The organism is Bradyrhizobium ottawaense, assembly GCF_002278135.3.
GTDB classification, from domain to species: domain Bacteria; phylum Pseudomonadota; class Alphaproteobacteria; order Rhizobiales; family Xanthobacteraceae; genus Bradyrhizobium; species Bradyrhizobium ottawaense.
The window spans coordinates 7,331,610-7,350,703 of the sequence record NZ_CP029425.2 but is presented as its reverse complement, the minus strand read 5'-3'; the positions used below and the strand labels follow the sequence as shown (position 1 = coordinate 7,350,703).

Genomic DNA, 19,094 nt, shown 5'->3' with positions numbered 1-19,094 from the left:
GGCGATCAGGCGGCGTGGTTTTCCGGCACTTGGATGACCTCGATGCCGTTTTCGAATCTGACACCTGCGATGACCTTCGGCAACTGATTTGTGCCTTTCAGCCGCCGCCAGGTCTTTGATGCGGCGCAGAGCAGCTTGAACACCATCAACTTGGCAGTCGTTGACGATAACGAACCTTTCGTGCGCACCGTTCTGTGCCGGACCGTCGCGAACACGCTTTCGATGGGATTCGTCGTCCGCAAGTGGTCCCAATGCTCGGCGGGGAATTCGTAGAACGCAAGCATTGCGTCGCGATCTTTCGTCAGGCACTCGACCGCCTTGTCGTACTTCGCTCCGTATTTCTCGGCAAAGACATCGATCGCCACTTCGGCCGAAGCTCGGTTGGACGCCAAATAGACCTCGCGCAGATCCTTCTTCATGCTGGCCTGTACCGACACTGCGACTTTGTTCAAGATATTCGCGGTTTTGTGCACCCAGCACCGCTGATGTCGCGTGGCGGGAAAGACCTCGTCGAGCGCCTTCCAGAAGCCGAGCGCGCCGTCACCGACGGCGATTTCCGGGGCGATCTTCAGCCCACGGGTTTTCGCCTCGACGAGCAGTTCGTGCCAGCTCTGCGTGCTCTCGCGCACGCCGACCTGGAAGCCGATGAGTTCCTTCTTGCCTTCCGGCGTCGCGCCGATCAGCACCAGCATGCATTCGCTGTGGTCTTCCATGCGAGCCTGCAGGAAGACGCCGTCCGCCCACACGTATACGTACCGGCGCGCCGACAGATCGCGCTTCTGCCAACGCTCGTACTCGAGCTGCCACTCCGTCGTCAGTCTGGAAACCACCGCCGGAGAAAGATTCGGCGCATCCTTGCCCAGGAGCGCCGCCAGCGCCTCCTGGAAGTCGCCCGTCGAGATGCCTCGCAGGTACAGAACCGGCAAAAGTGCATCCAAGCTCTTCGTGCGCCGTGCCCACAACGGCAGGATCGCCGAGGTGAAGCGGATCCGCTCGCCATCGCTGGTCACCGCGCGATCGCGAATCTTTACCCGGGCGACTTCGACGGCGCCGATCCCCGTCTGGATCGTCCGCACTGGACCATGGCCGTGCCGCACGAGGCGGTCGCGGCCATCGGGAAGCTTCAAGCCCTTCATCGCGGCGAGAAACGCCTCGGCTTCCATCTCGACAGCCTGCGCAAGCAGCTGCCGAGCACCAGATCGCAAAATATTCGTCAGTGGATCGTCGATCTCATCGGGCTGACGCAGTGGGACAATGTTGCTATGCTCGTTCATGGCGTATCGCTCTCCTTGAGGTTCTGGCAGGCTCGACACCCGCCTCGATACGCCGCCTATCTCATTCCGTCATCACCCAGTTTCCCGCATAGCTCCTCGCCGCTCTCGTCGCATATTGGCTCAATTGAGTCTGGACCCTAGTTTTTGGGAGCGTGAGTACGCCAGTAAGCTAGGAGTCGTGCTCGGACCGCTTTAGGATCGACGCGCCCATTGTCTTGCGGCTTTCGTCCCTCGCGGCATCCTTGAGCGCGTAATGCTAGTTGATCGGCAAGATCGGATGGACCTCGGCCGACGAAATCGATCACACGATAGTCGCTGATCTCTTATCTAAACAGGTCCTGATATGGCAGTATGTAGGATCGTGACCAGATGGGACGGATGCTCTCTGCATTGCGCGAAGCTAAATCGGAGGCGCAAAGATCGAGCCGCGATAAGCCCTCATCAAGTGCGTTTGTAACAGCACATCTGCTACTCTGACATCAAGCGGCACAATCGGCCTATCCTAAAGGTAATATCAGGATCGGTGCCCGGGCCATCTCAGGAAATATCGAGGATCAAGACTCAAAAGTCAGTGCGAGAACGGGCACATCCGCGGAGATCCGGCGTTGGGTAAGCTCTAGAGATGCAATGAAGTCCGCCTCGAGGAGATACCTCATCGAAAGCGCTCCCGCGACGGTGCGCCAAGGAGCTCTGCGCGCCAAGGGATGTCTGTCGAACAAGGCTCCGCTCGCAAAATCTTCTTGCTCGGTAAGGCAGCTAGAAAATTGGCCGAGTCGGTCGATGGCCACAACGAGTTGCCGAAAGTCTTGCCGGCGTAATTCGCCAACGGATCAAGTCGTCAGACCGCGAACTTGAATCCACCGTCGCCTAGCCCGTTGGGGCATCAAGATTCATGGATGGTTCTTCATTCCACGATACGTCACACCGTGGATCGAAAAATAAGTAATTGCAGGTCAGTTCTTCACCGGGTTGTACGTCACGGGCTGTGAAAACTCGGCGGTCGTCTTGGTATGTGTTTGGGCGGCTGCTGTGGTTCATGAAGCGGGCATTGTCAGCATTGTACTCGATAACACCATCGTAAGCCTTGTAGTCTCTTGGATAGGCATGCTTATCAAGTAGCGCTTGGAATGTTGGAGCTAGGGCTTCGTATTGTTCAGGCGTCACCGTGATGTCAACGATTGGGTTGTGAATCCAGATCAACGAACCTTTGGGCAAACGAGTCGCGGAGAAAAGTCCAATACCGCCAAACCTGTCTGGCTTCAAAATTGTGTCGACGATCAGCATTGAAGAAGTCTCCCGGAGTTACTACCCAGCAAACTAACTGACGTGAGCTGCGAAATCTGCTGCACGAATTGGTAGGCTCGTTTATCCGCGCCTCCATCACAATTTATGTCTTCTCCAGGCGTATTGGGCCGCCTGCTGCGGATCGCCTCCAGCGACAAGGCCGTGAGCTGGGAGGGCTGCAAGTCAGTCGCATTCCGAGCAAAGATCCGTGTCGATTATAGCGGCGAGCTCGTGTCGCACGATCATGACCTGTTACCAGCGCGACGGCGCGCTCGATGCTCTCGCGGCCCGGCAAGCCGCCGACAAGCCCTTCATCGCAGCTTCAAGAGCCGCCCGCGGGTGAATGCGTCAGTGCGTGCCCAGGCAACTGTGGATGTGGAGCAGATATTGCAGGCAAAGTGCGCGGGAGGCCGGCACTCGACTGCCGATTTCGCTGCACAACCGCCTCGAGGCAATCAACGTGATCACGCCGTAGTTAGCAAGAAAACGGAGGTAGAAGTTCGGCCCAACGAGGAGTTGCTAAGCGATGATGCTGGCAAGTCATCGACGCGAGCAGCGGACATCTGTGCTGCCCAGAACCGCGCCAACCTCGCAGGAGCAGCCGGAGCAAGCTATGGTCCAATAACAAGTCCAATTCCGGAACTATCTGGACGGGCTCCATGCGTTTGAGATGTCCCTCGGCGTCTACATTCGTGGGTGATGGATGAGCCGAAGGTCATCGGAGCCTCCGGGTCCGAAAAGGGCGGTGTAGCGCTCACCATGAATGTCGTATTGTTTTGTCGGATGCGCTTCGTCCGGCAGAAGGCCCCACTGGCCGAGTTTCGCCCGCATCGTGTCCGGCGCGGGTTGGGTGCCGTGCAAAAAAGTCTCGGGAACGGAGAATGATGCAGCGTAAATCTCGCGGGCCGCGGGGTACGTCCTCTGAGCCCTGGAGGACGCCGGAGCGGCTTGCTCAATCGACCGTCCAAAAAGCGATCGGGCGGTTCGATCCGTTGGCTGCAGGCTGGGCGGCAGAACGTTTTCCGGTCGAGATCCGAATTGAATGGTTGAGCCTGGCGGATTGAGTGGGGTGCTTCGCCTCATCGCCCCCGCAGGCACGAACAGCGCCGTGTAACGGTCATTGTGAACGATAAAACTGGTAGGTCGGCTGTCCTGGCTCGGCGGGACGTTGCTGCGCTCGTGCGCAGCGGACGCGTGCTGGTCGCCGTGCTGCGCGTTGAACGGACCAACGGCCGCTTCTGAGTCCAGGGCTTGGTGATGACCCTCGTTTGGTTCGAGAGATGACGATGGGCGAGCGTTATCCACCATGGCCCACAGCAGATCCTGATCGTAGACTTCCTCAGGAAGGACGAACCGGCTGCTGGCCAGAAGCGGTGCGCCGGCGTCTTCAATTAACTCGCGACCGGTTGAATTGCCGGGCTCGGTGCGCTGGCGCGCAGTGGCATTTTCTTCCGCCAGGCTTAGTGTCCTCTGCCTCTTCGTAGGTTGGCCGGTGTAATCCTCATCCACAACGACTTCGTGACCTGAGCTGGAAGCGACCGAGGCTAGCTCGTTTGCAGCCGGCCGGTAGGCGCCGCTCCAGCTGAAGTAACGAACGGCTTCTTCGGGATCCGGTGCCAGACCACCCGGGGCTGGCCGGTTGAGAGACGATGCTAGGATCGCTTCGCGTATCGGCTCTTGCCACGGATCCTGATCGTGACCTTGCGCAGTCAGTTCCTCCGGCCCACCCTGCGGCGCGCGATGCTGCGCAGCGGCGTCCTCGCGTCTGGTGACTGCGTGTTCGGGATGAGGACGGTCCGTGCTCTGGTGCTCAAGTCCCAATGCCTGGGCCAGTCTAAGGCCTTCTTCAGACAGATGAGGGTAGTAGGGATCATGAAAAACGGGATTCTCTGCGATTGTCGAGGTATCAAGCTGGGGCACTTCATCCAAGTAAGGCTCAAACTCCGCTTGCTGCTGTTGCGGTGCCGCGGCGTGGTCACGGTCGAGTGGGTTGATGCGGTTAAAAGGGTCCATGTCGACTCTCCGGTGGTTTGAGTCGGCTCGCAATGCCGATCCAATCGTGTCACTGTCTCACTCTATTAGGATCAGCTGTCGACAAGCTGACGTGCTTAGAGACTAACCGGAGTGCGATCTCAGCTCAGTCATTTCGCCGCAATCGCGACTGGTGACGAAGCCGAGCAGGCGGCATCGTTTTTGCCTGTTTGGGACGGGCTCAAATACTGTCGGCACTCTGACGCCGCGATGATCTCGGCAACTGATTGTGGCTCTTCGGTCATCCCAACGTCTCACGCTTGCTCAGCTTGCACAATCTAATACGGTTGGTGGCCGACAACGGTTCCTGGCTCGCATGTTCGTGTGCCGTACCGCGGCGGATGCTCTCGCTCGGATTGTGGTTCTCTGCTGGTGCTCGGCCGGCAAGACACAGAAAGCCAATAGGCTTTATATCGGCGATCCTTGTCCGGTAATCGCGGCCACGCACATATTTGGTGCGCTCGCAGTAAAGATGTCGAGTGCATGCTCCGCGACCGCGCCGGCTGGGCGCCGTTGAGACCCTCCATGGCCTTCTTCTTGCCGCTCAGAACCAGCTCGGGCTCTCTTTGATCGCCGGCGGACTTGTGCTGCGGCGCACGTATTTGCCCCGCGATCGATTGTTCAGGCCCCAAAAATCGCTAATAGCAAAAGATTCGCCGCATCCTTTCCAGCAGGGCCGATCGTGCCTCCTGAAATCGCGAGTCAACATACGGCCCGGCTAAGCAGGGGATCAAAGCTCCTGGTCGCCGCGCTCGGCTGGCAAAATCAAGTACGTGAAGCGGATCCAACCGGCGAGAGTCGCGCGCCCGGTCCTCACCTTGGGCCCGGCCGCCTCGATTGCGCCGATAGCTTTTGCGGTGTTGCGCGGCCATCCTTGGCCGCTTCATCTCGCCGGCGTCTCTGGAACGATTCCGTCGCGGCACCGGGCGAGCAGAACACGCGCTCTGTTGCGCAGAATTTGTAGCACGCATGATCAACCGCAGGCGGCTGAGCGAAGGGCAGGATGTTGATAGTCTCATTCTGGCCATATCGCCTCGTCGAGAAGTTCTCGCAAATTCACCATCCGCGTTGCTCCGCTGCTTCCCTAAGCGCGTCATCAGCCAGATTCCTGCATAGCTCCCGCTTTGTTCGTATTCACCCGGTCCCGTTCAAGACCTCGATGTGCAGAGCCCGACAGCACATTGCAATTGAATCGATCTGAGATCGCAAAGAGATGATTGTCTGAACCAAGCGCGCGAGTCCTGGCATGTCGATTGCTGGGAAGTGCTTGCTACACCATGCACTGAACTAGACGCAAAGGCCGAGTCAGATCCAACTTGCCGTCGAAACCAATTCTCTAGCTTAGAAGCGGCGCTGCTAACTGCCGCTCCGCCCAACGGAGCCAAGTCATGCTGAGCGACACATCCAAATTCTTCGCCTCCATTCGCATCAACAAGCAGGAAGCGCAGGAGGAGCGCCGGACCGCGGTGCGATGCGAATGGCCTGATTGCCAGAACAAGGCAACCCATCCCGCGCCAAAGGGCCGCCACAATGCGCGCGAATATTGGCACTTCTGCATCGAGCATGCTCGCGAATACAATCAGTCCTACAATTTCTTCTCCGGGATGGACGCCGAAGCGATCGCGCGCTACCAGAATGACGCGCTGACGGGCCATCGTCCAACTTGGAAAATCGGCGAGCCCATCAGCGCCCGCAAGATGACCGGCAGCCCGGCCCATTCCGAGGACGACTGCGATGCTTTTTGCATGCTCGCTGAGCTGAAGGGACGCGCCCGCGCGGAGGCCAGGCCTGAGACGCGCAAGCTTTTCAATGCCAAGCGGAAAGCGTTGCAGGTGATGGGCCTGAATGTCGATGCGACGCTCGGAGATATCAAGGCGAGGTACAGGGCGATGGTCAAGAGGCACCACCCCGATGCCAATGGCGGCGACCGCTCTACGGAGCAGCGCCTGGTCGAGATCATCAAGGCCTACCATTACCTGAAGACCGTGGTGCGGGAGAGCTAACCCGGACACGACTTGAACGGCTTCACCTCACCCGCCATTCCATAGCCCTTCATCGTGTGAAGGCTGCACCCGAGCTGGCGTGTAACCCGCTTCAGACCCTAGGCCCGAGAGGCGCAACATTTCCGCCACGCCACAAGGAGTTCTATCAACCTGCTCCCGGACCGATCAACAACGAGCCTTTGTTTCTTTCCTCGTTCATTCGCTCTCTCCTCGGGTTTGCAAGGAGGGGGCAAGTCTTCACGACGCCGATGGGAAGTTCGCAAAGGCGAGCCACAGCGAAAGTTCGAAAGTGCCGTCCTCGACTGCTCGAAAAGCAGAGCCACACTAAACTGCTGCTCCGCTGCCCGCAGGAAGGTTGGTACTGGACTTGCCTCGCGCGTTAAGATGGCACTCAGGGAGTGCCATTCGCGCCCCGTCAATGCAGGTGAGACGGCAGGCCTTTAATCACGCTCTTGATCTATATCAAATTCTGTGTCGCGCATGAGACGTTGTCGCATGTTCGACGTATGTCACATCCGCTCAACCAGAGGAGACCATCTTTCTGCGAGTGCCCCTATTATGGGGGCAAGTTCTCCGATCGGCGAGTGGTGCGAGAATTGCTGTGCGCATCGGTGGTTCTTGGAAAGTCCTGAGGATCGCATGCACGCTGTCGTCCTCGTCAAGCAGCCATTTGTTGATGTCCGCGGGTGGTGGCCCAAAATGCGCAAGCACCTGAGGGCGCTGGACCCGTCCGGGTGTGGTGTGCCGAGCTGCGAACAGTTCCATGCCGACCTCGCTCCTTTGCGGTGGCGCTCGAGATGCCGGCATGTTCTTACGAGAAGTGCTGACCGTGTCCGCCGCAATCGTTGCATGATTTGCCAGCCGTTCTTTCGAGAGACTGGGGCACTGGCACCTCGGAGAGCAGCCCGACCGGTCAGCAGCGAACAAAGTCAGCTTCGCTTTGGCTCGACCTGCCAGCGTGCGTCAAGTCGCTCCGATTATCTTCTCGGAGCGTGCTGGGACCGTGTGAAACAGTTCTGGGCCGGCGCTTTCCTTTCGCGCGCGAGCTTTCAGCTGCAAGAAGCAAAGCCAACATCTGTGTAAGCAAACGGAAATAGAAAATGGATGACCAGTCGCACGGCAAAATGCCACTCGCTTCAAGCAGACGGGAAAGTCGCGGGCCCGACCTATTCAGCTTCATCGAGTGCGCTATACAGACAAGATCAATCGCAGCGCTGTTCGATCTTCTTGTGAATTTCGCGAGCAATGAAGGCTTTGATAAAGTCGCCTACGGAGCACTCTCCTGCTCCAATGAGCGTCGTTTGCCAGAGTATCTACCGCCCCCGCCAACTATAAACTTCCCGTCTGATTGGTGCCAACGCTATGCTGAACAAGAATATCAAGCGATCGACCCGGTGGTCCGGCGGACAGCAATGCTGCCAAGGCCCTTTCTTTGGGATGAACTAACCAGTCGATATGAACTGCAGCCCCGTGAGCTGCGCGTCTTACGCGAGGCCAAAGAAGCAGGCCTTAAGCATGGCATGAGCGTGCCATTGTTTGGATCGCAAGGCCGATCGGCTTTCGTATCGTTTGCATCTCCTTTCGATGATGCCGATCCACAGGATCGCATGGCTCATCTCACGACATTGGCGTCGGCGTTTCACAACGCTGTCGCGCAGATTACACCGCCGCTTGATGAGAGTTGCGAGACAGACATTCCGCTAACACCGCGAGAAACAGAGTGCCTATACTGGGTCGCAGAGGGGAAGTCAGCCTGGGTAATCGGGCAACTTGTTAACGTCACTGATAATACCGTCAATTTCCACATGAAGAACGTCATCAGAAAGCTAGGGGCGGCAAACCGGACAAATGCTGTAGCCAAAGCAACCCGGCGCGGCATCATTTAGCTCCGTACGCCTTCAAAGGAACGATCAAGGACCCTGCGTCGGCGGGCTCTTCCTTTGCGATTCATCTGCTGCGGTCGGGATAGCCGATCTCTAGTGGATTCAACGATGTACTTCAACGGAATTGGCTCAAACCAGATGACGGGGCAAGCGCATCCGGCGCGCGTGTCCGGTGTTTATCAGTGGCTGGCGTGGACCTAGGGGCGTCGGCGCTTCATGCAAGTCTCGCTGCGTCAGACTCGCCTGAGGCTGGATTTCCTAGTTCGGACAATGCAGGTCCTAGGCGGTAAATCGCATGCTTTGTCATACCGACCACGCGATCCCGGCGCTATTGATATGAAGTTCCATCCGTTTCAGATCGAGGATGTCGATCTGTTTGCCAGGAATCGCGCTGTTATAGGTTTTTGCAAGTAAGTGTTGCTAAACAGGCTGCTCAACGCAATGAACGGGTTGAAGCAACAATGACAACATCTTCATTCTCGCCACCAACCGTCTCGAGGCTCTCGAGGCTGCGCCAGCCGGCCGTCCCGGCCATATCAATCAGGCAACTGAGGTGCCGCTGCTCGATGCGACCGCCCGCGAAAGCTGGTTCGTCCCTATGGCAGGGGCTTGCCGCTGGACGAAGCCGTGATCGCTGAAGCCAGGCCCTTCACCTGAGCGGCAGCGCGGCCCTTATCGAGAAGTTGATGCTTCGCGTTGTGCAATCGAGGCTTGCCAGCTGCGGCAATGTCGGCGCGATTTCCACTAACATGAAGCTACCTGCCCGTGCGCAGCGAGTTCAATCGCGATGCGCATTGCATTGTGGCTATGGTGCGCGCCCCACAACTAGGCGCGTCCCAAGTTACCTATCGAAGGATTTGTGGTGAGGGGTCTCCAGCCGTCGACCTTGCGCATGTTGATCTGGCCGGGGGTGAGCAGGCCAGGACGGCATTGCCGCGGCGGCCGCTGATGGCAAACGGTCTTGATCTTGATCCGTCGCTCGAACTCCTCACGCGGCCGCTCAATTGCGTCGGTAGCCGGAATAAGATGTCGCGGCGCCAACTTCCGCTGCGGTGTTCTACAGCGCGGTGTATGGTGCTACCATCGGCGCAGAGGCAGCGGGAGCGCGAATGGCAGGTACGACGACGCGGGCGATGAGCCGGGGTTCGGCTCGGGAGCTTGCCTCTGCGACCCGGTGAGTTGTACCAAGAGCGCGAATTCTTCTTGTCGTTTCGCCGCAGCTCAGATGCCACTGAGGCGAGTGATTGGGGTCGGCATCCCACCGAAGCTTCGGAGAGGTGTTGTTTGGGGAGGCGGCAGGCTTCACCGGCAGCACCGATATGGCGAGGAGTGGGCCAACGCGCTGGCAAGACCCCGCTGGCCAGCGATGAAATGTTGCTCGAGGTCGTAGGAACATCATGGCGGTCTCGCGCGTGCGGACGCCTCTCGCGGAGCGAGTATGTCGGCCGGCCGCTGCAAGCAAGGCGACTGGCGCAGGGCTCTCGACCAAACCGACAAGATCGTCCCGCTCAGCGGCCAAGCGGAGGAAACTAACTGTCCCAGATTTGATGCGTCAGAGGCCCCAGATTCGTCATCCCGAATACGTTGGAACTTTCGGCAGGATAAGCCGAAGAGCAGGCCAATATATGCCCGCTATTCGAACTTCTGCCGATTTGCGTCAGCAACCCGGACAAGAGACTCTTCTCGACGCACATGGGGCAGACGCTAGCGGCCAACAAGCGGCAGGCGTTGGGCAGCTGAATGGTGATCGCCTCGCAATCGCGTTTGACGCAATAGCGATCTTGCGGCCGGTTCAACCCGCTACCTCAACTATTTTCGACTGCCAGCCCTAGTGCCAATTCGTTTGCGCAACTTCCTTCCACGATCGGCTTCGAAGTTCGCGCTAATTCGAGCGTGCAGCAAGGCTCGACAGCGAGGGACTGTCTGAGTGGCGGCAGGCACTGATCCTGAGCCCCGCGCAGCTGTTGCCGGCGCTCCTGCGGGAGGGTGGAGGATCGCGGCTACGCGCAGAACTCACCGAAACTGCCGGGGACTGCAAGTCCTTGATAGGAGTATCGCCACGGGAAGCTGTCCTGTTTGTTGATGCCCTCGCGTCACAGTGCCGCATCCGAATTCCTAGTACCCACTTTTCTTGGAACGTGAGTCGTGATTCAAGGTCGGGATGATACCCGAAGCAAGAGAAGTCCACCTTTCGAGGAAAGATCGCAAGGTGCTTGAGGCGTGCTGTCGCTCACCGGTGACGTTGCAGCGCGATTTGAAGCGGGCGCGGATAGTTCTGTTGGCGGCGGATGGGCGCAGCACCCGGTCGATCGCCAAGGAAGTTGGGGTCCAGCCGCGGATTGTCAGCCTTTGGCGGCATCGCTATGCCGACCATGGCCTTGAAGGGCTGCAAGACAAGCCGCGGCCTGGCAAGCAGCCGATCTATACGAAGACGACCGACAAGCGGATTCTGAAGCTGCTGGATAAGCCGCCACCGCAAGGGTTTGCGCGCTGGACCGGCCCCCTGCTGGCCGAGGCGCTGGGCGATGTCGATGTCCAATATGTCTGGCGGTTCCTGCGCAGCCACAAGATTGACCTGGTGGCTCGCAAGTCCTGGTGCGAGAGCAACGACCCGAACTTTACGGCCAAAGCCGCCGATGTTGTCGGCCTCTATGTCGCGCCGCCGGCGAAGGCCATTGTGCTGTGCGTGGACGAGAAGCCCTCGATCCAGGCTTTGGAGCGAGCGCAGGGTTATCTGAAGTTGCCCAATGGCCGCGCCTTAACCGGCCAAAGCCACGATTACAAGCGGCATGGCACCACAACATTGTTTGCGGCGCTCGAAGTCGCCACCGGAAAGATCATCGCGACCCATTCAAAACGCCGGCGCCGCGTCGAGTTTCTCGATTTCATGAACAGCGTCACCGCGACTTTTCCGAACCGCAAGCTTCACGTCATCCTCGACAACCTCAACACCCATAAAAAGAACGAGGACTGGCTCAAGGCCCACCCCAACGTGCAATTTCATTTCACGCCGACAAGTGCGTCATGGCTCAATCAGGTCGAAGTATGGTTTTCCATCTTGCAGGGGCAGTCGCTCAGCGGCACCTCCTTCACGAGCCTCAAGCAGCTTCAGGAACACATCGATGCCTACGTCAACGCATACAACGACAGAGCCGAGCCCTTCGTCTGGACCAAGAAAAAGGTCCGTCAACGCCGTTTCAAAGGCCGCCGTATCACTCAGCTCTGATTCCGGGTACTAGGGTCCAGACTCAATTGAGCCAATATGCGACGAGAGCGGCGAGATGAACAGCGGCCAAAAAATTACGGGCGAGCTTGTCATATCGCGTGGCGATGCGCCGGAAGTCCTTGAGCCTGCAAAAGCAGCGTTCGATGACATTTCGTCCTTTGTAGGCGCGTTTGTTGAAGCGATGGATGACGACACGGTTAGATTTATTGGGGATTACGGGCTTGGCGCCACGACGAATGATTGCGCCGCGAAGCTTGTCGCCATCATACCCTTTGTCGGCGAGGAGCACGCTCATGGGTGGCGCGAGCGCCAGGACATCGGGAGCCGCAGCGATATCGGCATCTTGGCCTGGAGTCAGATGCAGGACGACCGGCCGGCAGAGCGGATCGCTCAGCGCATGGATTTTTGTCGTGCGGCCTCCGCGCGAGCGGCCGATTGCTTGATTGTGCTCCCCCCTTTTCCGCCGGAGGCACACCGGTGAGCTTTAATCGAGGTCGAGTCGAGCGACAGTACGACGCCGTCTTCGCCAGGCTTGGCCAGCGCTTCGAAGATTGCGCACCATCGTCCTCGCTTGGCCCAGCGATTGAAGCGATTGTAGATCGTCGTGTAAGGGCCGTATTCACGTGGACAATCACGCCATCGTGCACCCGATTGCAGCATGTGAATGATGCCGCTGACGATGCGTCGGTCGTCGTCCCGATCCGGCCCCGTCAGTCCCCTCGGCAGATGCGGTTCGATACGCGCCCATTGCCTGTCGTTCAGCCAAAACAAACCAGCGCGCATTCTCTCGCCCCCGAATCAACACGTAGGCAAGAGAATCACGTGGCGCTATTTAGGTACAGACCCTAGTCCTCTCATCTCGCGCACAATGGGGATTGACGAGGGAGCTCCGACTGAGTGTCGGATTCCGTTGTTCGCTGCCTTCATCTCACCTCGCATCCGCTTTTGCGCGACATCAAAGCGCTTAGATCAGCTCCTGACTAGATGAGCAAAACGCAGACCAACTTCAGTAACGGTTCTTGCTTCATGGCGCTCACGCAAAGATTAGAGTTCCGGCAATCCCAGTCGCTGGTCATGTCGCCGCAGCTGATGCAGGCGATCAAGCTGCTGCAATTATCTAATCTCGACCTCATGACCTTCGTGGAGGAAGAGCTGGAGTGTAATCCGCTGCTCGAGCGTGCCAGTGACGATGCAGCTGGGGCCGAAGCCCCGACTGAGGTCGATCAGGTCAGCGGCGATCAGCTGGCCGAGGCCCAAGTGCGCGACGCCCGGGATGGCGCCATGACCACCTATACCGAATGGGGTGGCGGCGGCTCGGGTGACGAAGACTACAATCTCGAAGCGTTTGTCGCGTCCGAGACAACATTGTCCGACCACCTGGCCGAACAACTGTCGGTCGCATTCACCGCGCCGGCGCAGCGCATGATCGGGCAGTATCTGATCGATCTCGTCGACGAAGCCGGCTATCTGCCGCCGGATCTCGGCCAGGCCGCCGAGCGGCTCGGCGCAACGCAGGAGGATGTCGAGCACGTTCTTGCCGTCCTGCAGGAGTTCGATCCGCCCGGCGTCTGTGCGCGTAACTTGCGCGAGTGCCTGGCGATCCAGCTCCGCGAGCTCGATAGATACGATCCGGCGATGCAGGCCCTCGTCGAGCATCTCGATCTCCTCGCCAAGCGCGACATCGCGAGCTTGCGCAAGCTCTGCGGCGTCGACGACGAGGACATCGCCGACATGATCGACGAGCTCCGCCGGCTCAGTCCCAAGCCGGGCATGAAGTTCGGGTCGGCGCGGCTGCAGACGATGGTACCCGACGTCTATGTCCGTCCGGCTCCTGATGGCGGCTGGCATGTCGAGCTCAACAGCGACACCTTGCCGCGCGTGCTGGTCAACCAGACCTATTATTCCAAGCTGTCGAAGAAGATCGGCAAGGACGTCGATAAGTCCTACTTCAACGACGCGCTGCAGAACGCGACCTGGCTGGTGCGCGCGCTCGACCAGCGCGCCCGCACCATCCTGAAAGTTGCGACCGAGATCGTGCGTCAGCAGGACGGCTTCTTTACCCTTGGTGTTGCGCATTTGCGGCCGCTGAATCTAAAGGCCGTTGCCGAGGCCATCCAGATGCATGAATCCACGGTGTCGCGCGTCACCGCCAACAAATACATGGCAACAAATCGCGGCACATTCGAGTTGAAATATTTCTTCACGGCATCGATCCCTTCGGCGGATGGCGGTGAGGCGCATTCCGCTGAAGCGGTGCGTCACCGCATCAAGCAGCTGATCGAATCCGAAGAGCCGTCAGCGGTTCTGTCCGATGACGCGATCGTTGAGCGCCTGCGAGTCTCGGGCATTGATATTGCCCGCCGCACGGTCGCGAAGTACCGCGAAGCCATGCGCATTCGGTCCTCGGTGCAGCGCCGCCGCGACAATATGTGGTCAACGATGAACAGTAGAGCATCGGGCGGAACTGGCCTCGATAAATAAACCCCCAGCTGTCGATTTAATCCGGAAGCGTAGCTTTGGAGGTCTCTGAAAGCGGGCCTTTGGAGCGAGATTGTTGATGGTGATGGAAGGAAGCTTCTGGCGCGGCATTTGAGGAGAGGTAGTATAGGCCGACTGCCGTCTAAGAGGGGCGAGCGTTTTCAGAGGCTCCGTCGGCGCCAAGCTCTTATTCCTCCCAAGTCCTCGCCTTGGCTTATTGTCGGCCGATATACGGCCCCGATCGGTAGCAGCCGGCTGATCTCGCACGCCAATGATCGCCACCACCTCTTCCGCGATAACTTTCCGGTTCGTTGCTACGCTGCACAACAAGGTTGTAGGGCGAATTATTGGCTTAACCATAATAGCTCGGCGCTAAATGTTGTAAAAACTACACTTGGAGCGCCCAGATTTTGGAAAATGAACAGGTTTTCGAGTGCGCAACTGTAGCCGCGCCCAGCATCGCCAAGTGCGGTTGGGCGGGATCGTCAGGATTGGGCCAAGTCGGGGCTGCTTAGGACCGGCGAGCTCATGGCGGCTTCAAGACAATCGACGACGTCCCGGCAGGAGGGACACATGACCTGGCTGAGCAGGGACAATCTGCCGAATGGCACGTGTTCGGACGAGGCGCATTCGAACTCGGCGGAAGCTAGCGACGCCGGCACACAAGTCGGCGTCGAACGCCATCGCTCATAGAGTCTTGAGATATTCGACAAGCGCTCGCCGTTCGGCGTCGGTCAACTCTGGTCCGATGATGCCGGGCGGCAGTTTCCTTAAGTCGGTTTCCTTACCCTCGAAAGAATGTCCGCGATTGCTGTTCCCAAGCAGCGACACATCGAAGTTCGTCAGACCGGCCGCACAGCTTTCGGACGACTGTGCTTTCGTCGCGAGCCCGACGTTGACCGGGTCGAACGCACGGCTGCCTACGCAAAACGACATCGGCCGCTTGGCGTGCGGCACCAGCATGTCTCTCAGGGTCGGAACAGACCCGTTGTGCAGATAAGGAGCTGTTGCCCAAACACCGTCCAATGGTCGCGCCCGGTACTGAGTGAAAAGCTGTCCCAGCTATTTAGGTTCATCGAGGGTACGATCAAGCATGTCATGCCGACCATCGTTGCCGAGATCGCCTATCAAAGCCTTGGAAGCGAAAAGCTGGTTGATTTTATCGATGAGCAGATACGCAGCGAGAAGACATCTGCAATTCGCACGCTGCTCTGCTCTTTCATGTTGCTCGAGATCGACTCGTTCCCTAGCTATAACCAGGATAAGTGAGTTTTACGAATCGGAAGATACGCCACGGTGGGTGACAGCTGTCATAACCGAGCGCCTGTACAGCTATTATCGGCAACGACCTCTGGCGGGCGCAACACGCAAAAAATTTGAGGAACTTGTTGTGACGCTAGAAATGCGCTTGGCCGGTAAATCTCGTCCAAGAGTTCGAGGAAATTATTTATCCGCCTTGAAGAAGAAGGCATTCAAAGAACCAAAGTCCTAAACTCTTATTCTGGATGAAGCGCCTCCTACAGTCAAAGATCGAGCCATGTCGCTGGACTTGCGGCGCGGATGGGGCGGCGGACTCGATCATGGCCATGGATCGCCTCAAGGGTCGCGCATGGCAACCGAAAGGCTACCATACGCCGGCCAGCTGATCGTTAGGGTCGCGCCGGGCGGCGATCATGGTTCGATGAACGCCGCTGCGCGCGGATCACGCCCGGCCTGCCTTGACCAGATCGAACCACCGCTTCAGGTGCGGATGCGCGCACCAGTCGATCCGTCGTTGATCGACCGGGAGCGGTAGCCCGCGGGTCGCTTCGTCCGATGTCGATACGTTGCGCCACGCCTTCGATCTCGCCCAGGCCATCCTGGACAACAAGCATCTCGACGTGGACTATAAGACCTTCTCGCGACGGACGGTGAGGCACAGCAAGACGCTGGAACGCGTTGAAGGCGTCGTGGTTCGGCTCCTGAGTGGCGTCCTCGAGTTTCCTCCGGGCGCGCGGCCCCGCGAGGCACTGCGGGCGATCGGGCTGGAACGCTTTGCCCCGCCGCTGCTGATCGCGGGTAAGATCGATCTTCTTGGGGCCGATCTCTCCGGAGCCACTCCGCTCATCTCGGGATCGCGCCTAAGGAGGCAGATCATGTCCGCTTCCGGGAGCCGCCGGCGTATGTTTTGACGATCGAAAACTTGGCAAGCTTCAACAGGCACGTCGCCGAGGCCGACGCCGCTCGACTGGGTGCTACGCTGTATGTTGGCGGGTATCCCTCGCTTGCCAGCCAACAGGCCCTGCGCACGATCTCGGCAATGGTGTCCGAACAAACCCCGATCTTTCACTGGTCGGATATCGATCCGGACGGCACCTGGATATTCCACACGATGGAGCGCGCCGTCGGACGACCGATCCTGCCGCATCTCGGGGCGGGCGCCGACCAAAAAGTCCGCACCCGCTCGTTGCCCACCAAACTCCGGCATCGCTTCACTGGCGGCATACTTGGCCAAAGATGGATCCAAGATCCTCGAGCAGGAGGAGCTTGATCCGATTCTTCCTACGCCCACGTAGGCGTTCGGACTGACGAGGGCGCCAGCTTGCGTAACGGGCACGCTTGGCCATTGACGTAAGCGGCTCGGTGACAAGCTGGAGCTCTTGCTGGCCGAGAGCTTGAGGGGGCGCATGAGACCGGCGCGTTGCGGACGCGCGATCTCAAGCAGCGACGGTGGAGACCACCGTTCAGCCCAAGACCATCACCTCCCGACCGATGCCAAGCTGGAATATGCGGCGATTAACCAATCGGCTGGCCCGCGAGTGCGGCCTTAAGTTGCGGCAATCTTATCTGCGCATCGGCTCAGGCGCCTCTCAGTCATCGAGCCGTGAATGGCCACATGAAGAGCGACGGGCATCTCGGTCGCTGCCATCTCAAAGGGCCGGGAGGGGGACGCCGCCAACATCGCCTTCACCGCCGTCGACCACAATCTCCGCCTCACCCTCAGCCTGGCTGAGGCTTTCGTTGGGCCTAATCCGCAACGCCTTGTTGCTGATGCTCGCGGTCGCGCTCGAGCTTCGTCCTGCAATATGGCGGGTTGAGAGACCAGATTGTTTGCGGATCGAGAAAGGTTGCGGCAATGCATCAAGCACTCGTCCCTCTTAAAAGCAGCACAATCAAGAACAAGATCGAGGCGTCCGTGCCGCAAGGTGAGATTAACAGAGGGATTCGAACGAGCTACTATGCATCAGCTCGGGCGGTTGGCCCGGCTCGGCCCTCGTTTGTAGGCTGGCTGCGCGGGGTCTGAACATGGGCCTGCATTGATCATCTCCCCATGGCTTTTGCAACGGCTGCTGTAACGCTGTTTTCTTGACTTACCCAAAAATACCCAACTTCGATCTGAATGGGTGCATAAGGGCGGAAAATCACGGCTAGCGTTACCAACACTCGCGGCCCTGGAAGACGACAGGCACGTGAACTTGAGGGCCGAAGAGCCCAGAGGAGGGACCAATGCCAAGGACGCTAGCCGCACCGCGCGGCCATTCTTACCATTTCGTCAAAGCCGCTCTGATTTGCTCAACTCTCTTGTCCGGTGCGGCCGCATCTTTCGGCCAGGCCAAAGCGGAGGATATCAACTGGCGCCAGTTCGAGGGCGCTTCGATCGTTTGGGCTTACGACATCCATCCATATGCTGACGCGGTTGCAGCACAGCTTCCTGAGTTCGAGAAGTTGACGGGCATCAAGGTGACGCCCGAGCTTTATCCGGACGATGCCTATTGGAATAAGCTGACCATCCAGCTGAGCACAAAATCGCCCTCGTGGGATGTCGTCGGCACAGGAATTCAACCGGCTTGGGATCTTGCGCCCGGTCAACTGCTTGAGCCGCTCGACCGCTATCTGAACGACCCTAAGCTCACATCGGCAAGCTATGACTACAAGGACTTCTTCCCCGCATTGCGTGACGCGCTGACTTGGCAAGTCAATGGCGGGCAGATCGAACCGGGCCGGGGTCAGGTGTGGGCCATCCCGCACGGGTTCGAAAACATCCAATTGTTCTACCGTAAGGACATTCTTGACAAACACGGTATCAAGGTTCCGACAACCCCGCCGGAAATGTCGGCGGCATGCGAAAAGCTAAAATCTGCCGATCCCGCGATCACGCCCCTGGGTGTGCGAGGAGTGCGCTTTTGGAGCAGCATCCACACGGCCGCGATCTCAATCGCCAAGTCCTATGGTGTACACGACTTCGTCGTCAAGGACGGCAAGTTGGAAACCGGTCTCAATTCTCCCGAGTCGATCGCCTTCCACAAAGACTACGTGGAGATGATCAAGAGGTGTGCTGCCCCATCCTTTGCCAACGACAACTGGTACCAAGTGGTCGATGGCATCAATTCGGGTCGGACAGCGATGGCGATCGATTCTAACATGTTCGGGTTCTGGAACGATGTTGCCGGCAAGCCCGCTTCGGGCAAGATTGCCTTCGCTCCGCCACTGCGAGCTCCGAACGGCAAGACTTTCGAATCGAACATCTGGATCTGGTCCCTGGCCATGAATGCTGCTTCCCAGAAAAAGGGAGCGGCCTGGCTCTTCATTCAGTGGGCGACGTCAAAGCAGGTCGAGCTGAACGGTGCCATCGCCGGCAAGCTCGTCAACTCGCCGCGCGCTTCGACCTGGAGCGACAAGGTTTGGCTCGACTATGCGGCTAAACCGGAATTCACAAATTTCGTGGATACCTTCAAGAGTGTTCAGGACCGGGCTGCGCTCGCCTTTACGCCGCGCGTAGGGTTTGCCGAGGCCATGAACGCCTGGGCAGTTGCCATGCAGAAGATGGTTAATGGTGCGGACGTGAAGGCGACATTGGCCGACCTCGCCTCCGAGATTCGCTCCTCCATGTAAGGCAACCGGGGAGCGGCATCACCGGATTGCCGCCTCCACTACC

At 58.7% G+C, this 19,094-nt stretch carries 14 protein-coding genes and 1 pseudogene; 9 read left to right on the top strand and 6 right to left on the bottom strand.

Features of this window, described 5'->3' with window-relative positions:
• Nucleotides 1-5 precede the first annotated feature (5 nt).
• From CIT37_RS34415 to CIT37_RS34405, 3 genes are all read right to left on the bottom strand, one after another.
• Nucleotides 6-1,274, bottom strand: a complete 1,269-nt coding sequence (locus CIT37_RS34415; RefSeq protein ID WP_035716818.1) for an IS256 family transposase — start codon at nucleotides 1,272-1,274, stop codon at nucleotides 6-8.
• 867 nt (nucleotides 1,275-2,141) lie between these two features.
• Complete coding sequence (locus CIT37_RS34410) at nucleotides 2,142-2,558, bottom strand: SET domain-containing protein (protein ID WP_011084680.1); 417 nt, start codon at nucleotides 2,556-2,558, stop codon at nucleotides 2,142-2,144.
• A gap of 684 nt (nucleotides 2,559-3,242) precedes the next feature.
• The gene (locus CIT37_RS34405) at nucleotides 3,243-4,571 is read right to left on the bottom strand and encodes a hypothetical protein (RefSeq protein ID WP_011084682.1); all 1,329 of its coding nucleotides are present in this window, start codon (nucleotides 4,569-4,571) and stop codon (nucleotides 3,243-3,245) included.
• 1,406 nt (nucleotides 4,572-5,977) lie between these two features.
• Between CIT37_RS34405 and CIT37_RS34400 the strand changes: the two genes are divergently transcribed.
• The 3 genes from CIT37_RS34400 to CIT37_RS34385 all read left to right on the top strand — a co-directional run bounded on the left by CIT37_RS34400 (nucleotide 5,978) and on the right by CIT37_RS34385 (nucleotide 11,701).
• The gene (locus CIT37_RS34400; protein ID WP_011084684.1) at nucleotides 5,978-6,592 is read left to right on the top strand and encodes a J domain-containing protein; all 615 of its coding nucleotides are present in this window, start codon (nucleotides 5,978-5,980) and stop codon (nucleotides 6,590-6,592) included.
• 1,100 nt (nucleotides 6,593-7,692) lie between these two features.
• Nucleotides 7,693-8,478 carry a helix-turn-helix transcriptional regulator gene (locus tag CIT37_RS34395; protein ID WP_018645272.1) on the top strand — a complete coding sequence of 262 codons (786 nt, stop codon included), beginning with the start codon at nucleotides 7,693-7,695 and terminating at the stop codon, nucleotides 8,476-8,478.
• 2,158 nt (nucleotides 8,479-10,636) lie between these two features.
• Nucleotides 10,637-11,701 carry an IS630-like element ISRj1 family transposase gene (locus tag CIT37_RS34385; RefSeq protein WP_011084514.1) on the top strand — a complete coding sequence of 355 codons (1,065 nt, stop codon included), beginning with the start codon at nucleotides 10,637-10,639 and terminating at the stop codon, nucleotides 11,699-11,701.
• Nucleotides 11,702-11,723: 22 nt separating this feature from the next.
• Here CIT37_RS34385 and CIT37_RS34380 read toward each other — a convergent pair.
• Nucleotides 11,724-12,484 (bottom strand): IS5-like element ISBj2 family transposase gene (locus CIT37_RS34380; RefSeq protein WP_110115815.1). Its coding sequence is split into 2 segments (ribosomal slippage): nucleotides 11,724-12,145 and nucleotides 12,145-12,484, totalling 762 coding nucleotides; the frame shifts between segments, so codons are not numbered across the junction.
• 243 nt (nucleotides 12,485-12,727) lie between these two features.
• On the opposite strand from CIT37_RS34380, the gene rpoN reads away from it, so the two are divergent.
• Nucleotides 12,728-14,182, top strand: coding sequence for an RNA polymerase factor sigma-54 (rpoN, locus tag CIT37_RS34375; protein WP_011084688.1), 1,455 nt, complete (start codon nucleotides 12,728-12,730; stop codon nucleotides 14,180-14,182).
• Nucleotides 14,183-14,866: 684 nt separating this feature from the next.
• Here the strand turns inward: rpoN and CIT37_RS34370 are convergent.
• On the bottom strand, nucleotides 14,867-15,205 hold the full coding sequence (locus tag CIT37_RS34370) for a c-type cytochrome (protein ID WP_275937772.1): 339 nt from the start codon (nucleotides 15,203-15,205) through the stop codon (nucleotides 14,867-14,869).
• A gap of 72 nt (nucleotides 15,206-15,277) precedes the next feature.
• On the opposite strand from CIT37_RS34370, the gene CIT37_RS34365 reads away from it, so the two are divergent.
• From CIT37_RS34365 to CIT37_RS34350, 4 genes and pseudogenes are all read left to right on the top strand, one after another.
• Nucleotides 15,278-15,448 (top strand): hypothetical protein, encoded by a 171-nt coding sequence (locus CIT37_RS34365; RefSeq protein WP_014497906.1) that lies wholly within the window; start codon nucleotides 15,278-15,280, stop codon nucleotides 15,446-15,448.
• Nucleotides 15,449-16,005: 557 nt separating this feature from the next.
• Nucleotides 16,006-16,350, top strand: coding sequence for a hypothetical protein (locus CIT37_RS34360; protein WP_014497905.1), 345 nt, complete (start codon nucleotides 16,006-16,008; stop codon nucleotides 16,348-16,350).
• Nucleotides 16,347-16,709 carry a Wadjet anti-phage system protein JetD domain-containing protein gene (locus CIT37_RS34355; protein WP_026312353.1) on the top strand — a complete coding sequence of 121 codons (363 nt, stop codon included), beginning with the start codon at nucleotides 16,347-16,349 and terminating at the stop codon, nucleotides 16,707-16,709. Before CIT37_RS34360 ends, CIT37_RS34355 begins: the two co-directional genes overlap by 4 nt.
• 79 nt (nucleotides 16,710-16,788) lie before the next feature.
• Nucleotides 16,789-17,044 (top strand): annotated as a pseudogene (locus CIT37_RS34350) (IS5/IS1182 family transposase); the annotation flags it as partial.
• 44 nt (nucleotides 17,045-17,088) lie between these two features.
• On the opposite strand, the gene CIT37_RS34345 reads toward CIT37_RS34350, so the two are convergent.
• Nucleotides 17,089-17,307: a hypothetical protein gene (locus tag CIT37_RS34345; protein WP_161966258.1), complete on the bottom strand. Its 219-nt coding sequence runs from the start codon at nucleotides 17,305-17,307 to the stop codon at nucleotides 17,089-17,091.
• A 358-nt stretch (nucleotides 17,308-17,665) separates the two neighbouring features.
• Here CIT37_RS34345 and CIT37_RS34340 point away from each other — a divergent pair, with 358 nt between their 5' ends.
• Nucleotides 17,666-19,051, top strand: a complete 1,386-nt coding sequence (locus CIT37_RS34340; protein WP_011084694.1) for an ABC transporter substrate-binding protein — start codon at nucleotides 17,666-17,668, stop codon at nucleotides 19,049-19,051.
• Nucleotides 19,052-19,094 lie beyond the last annotated feature (43 nt).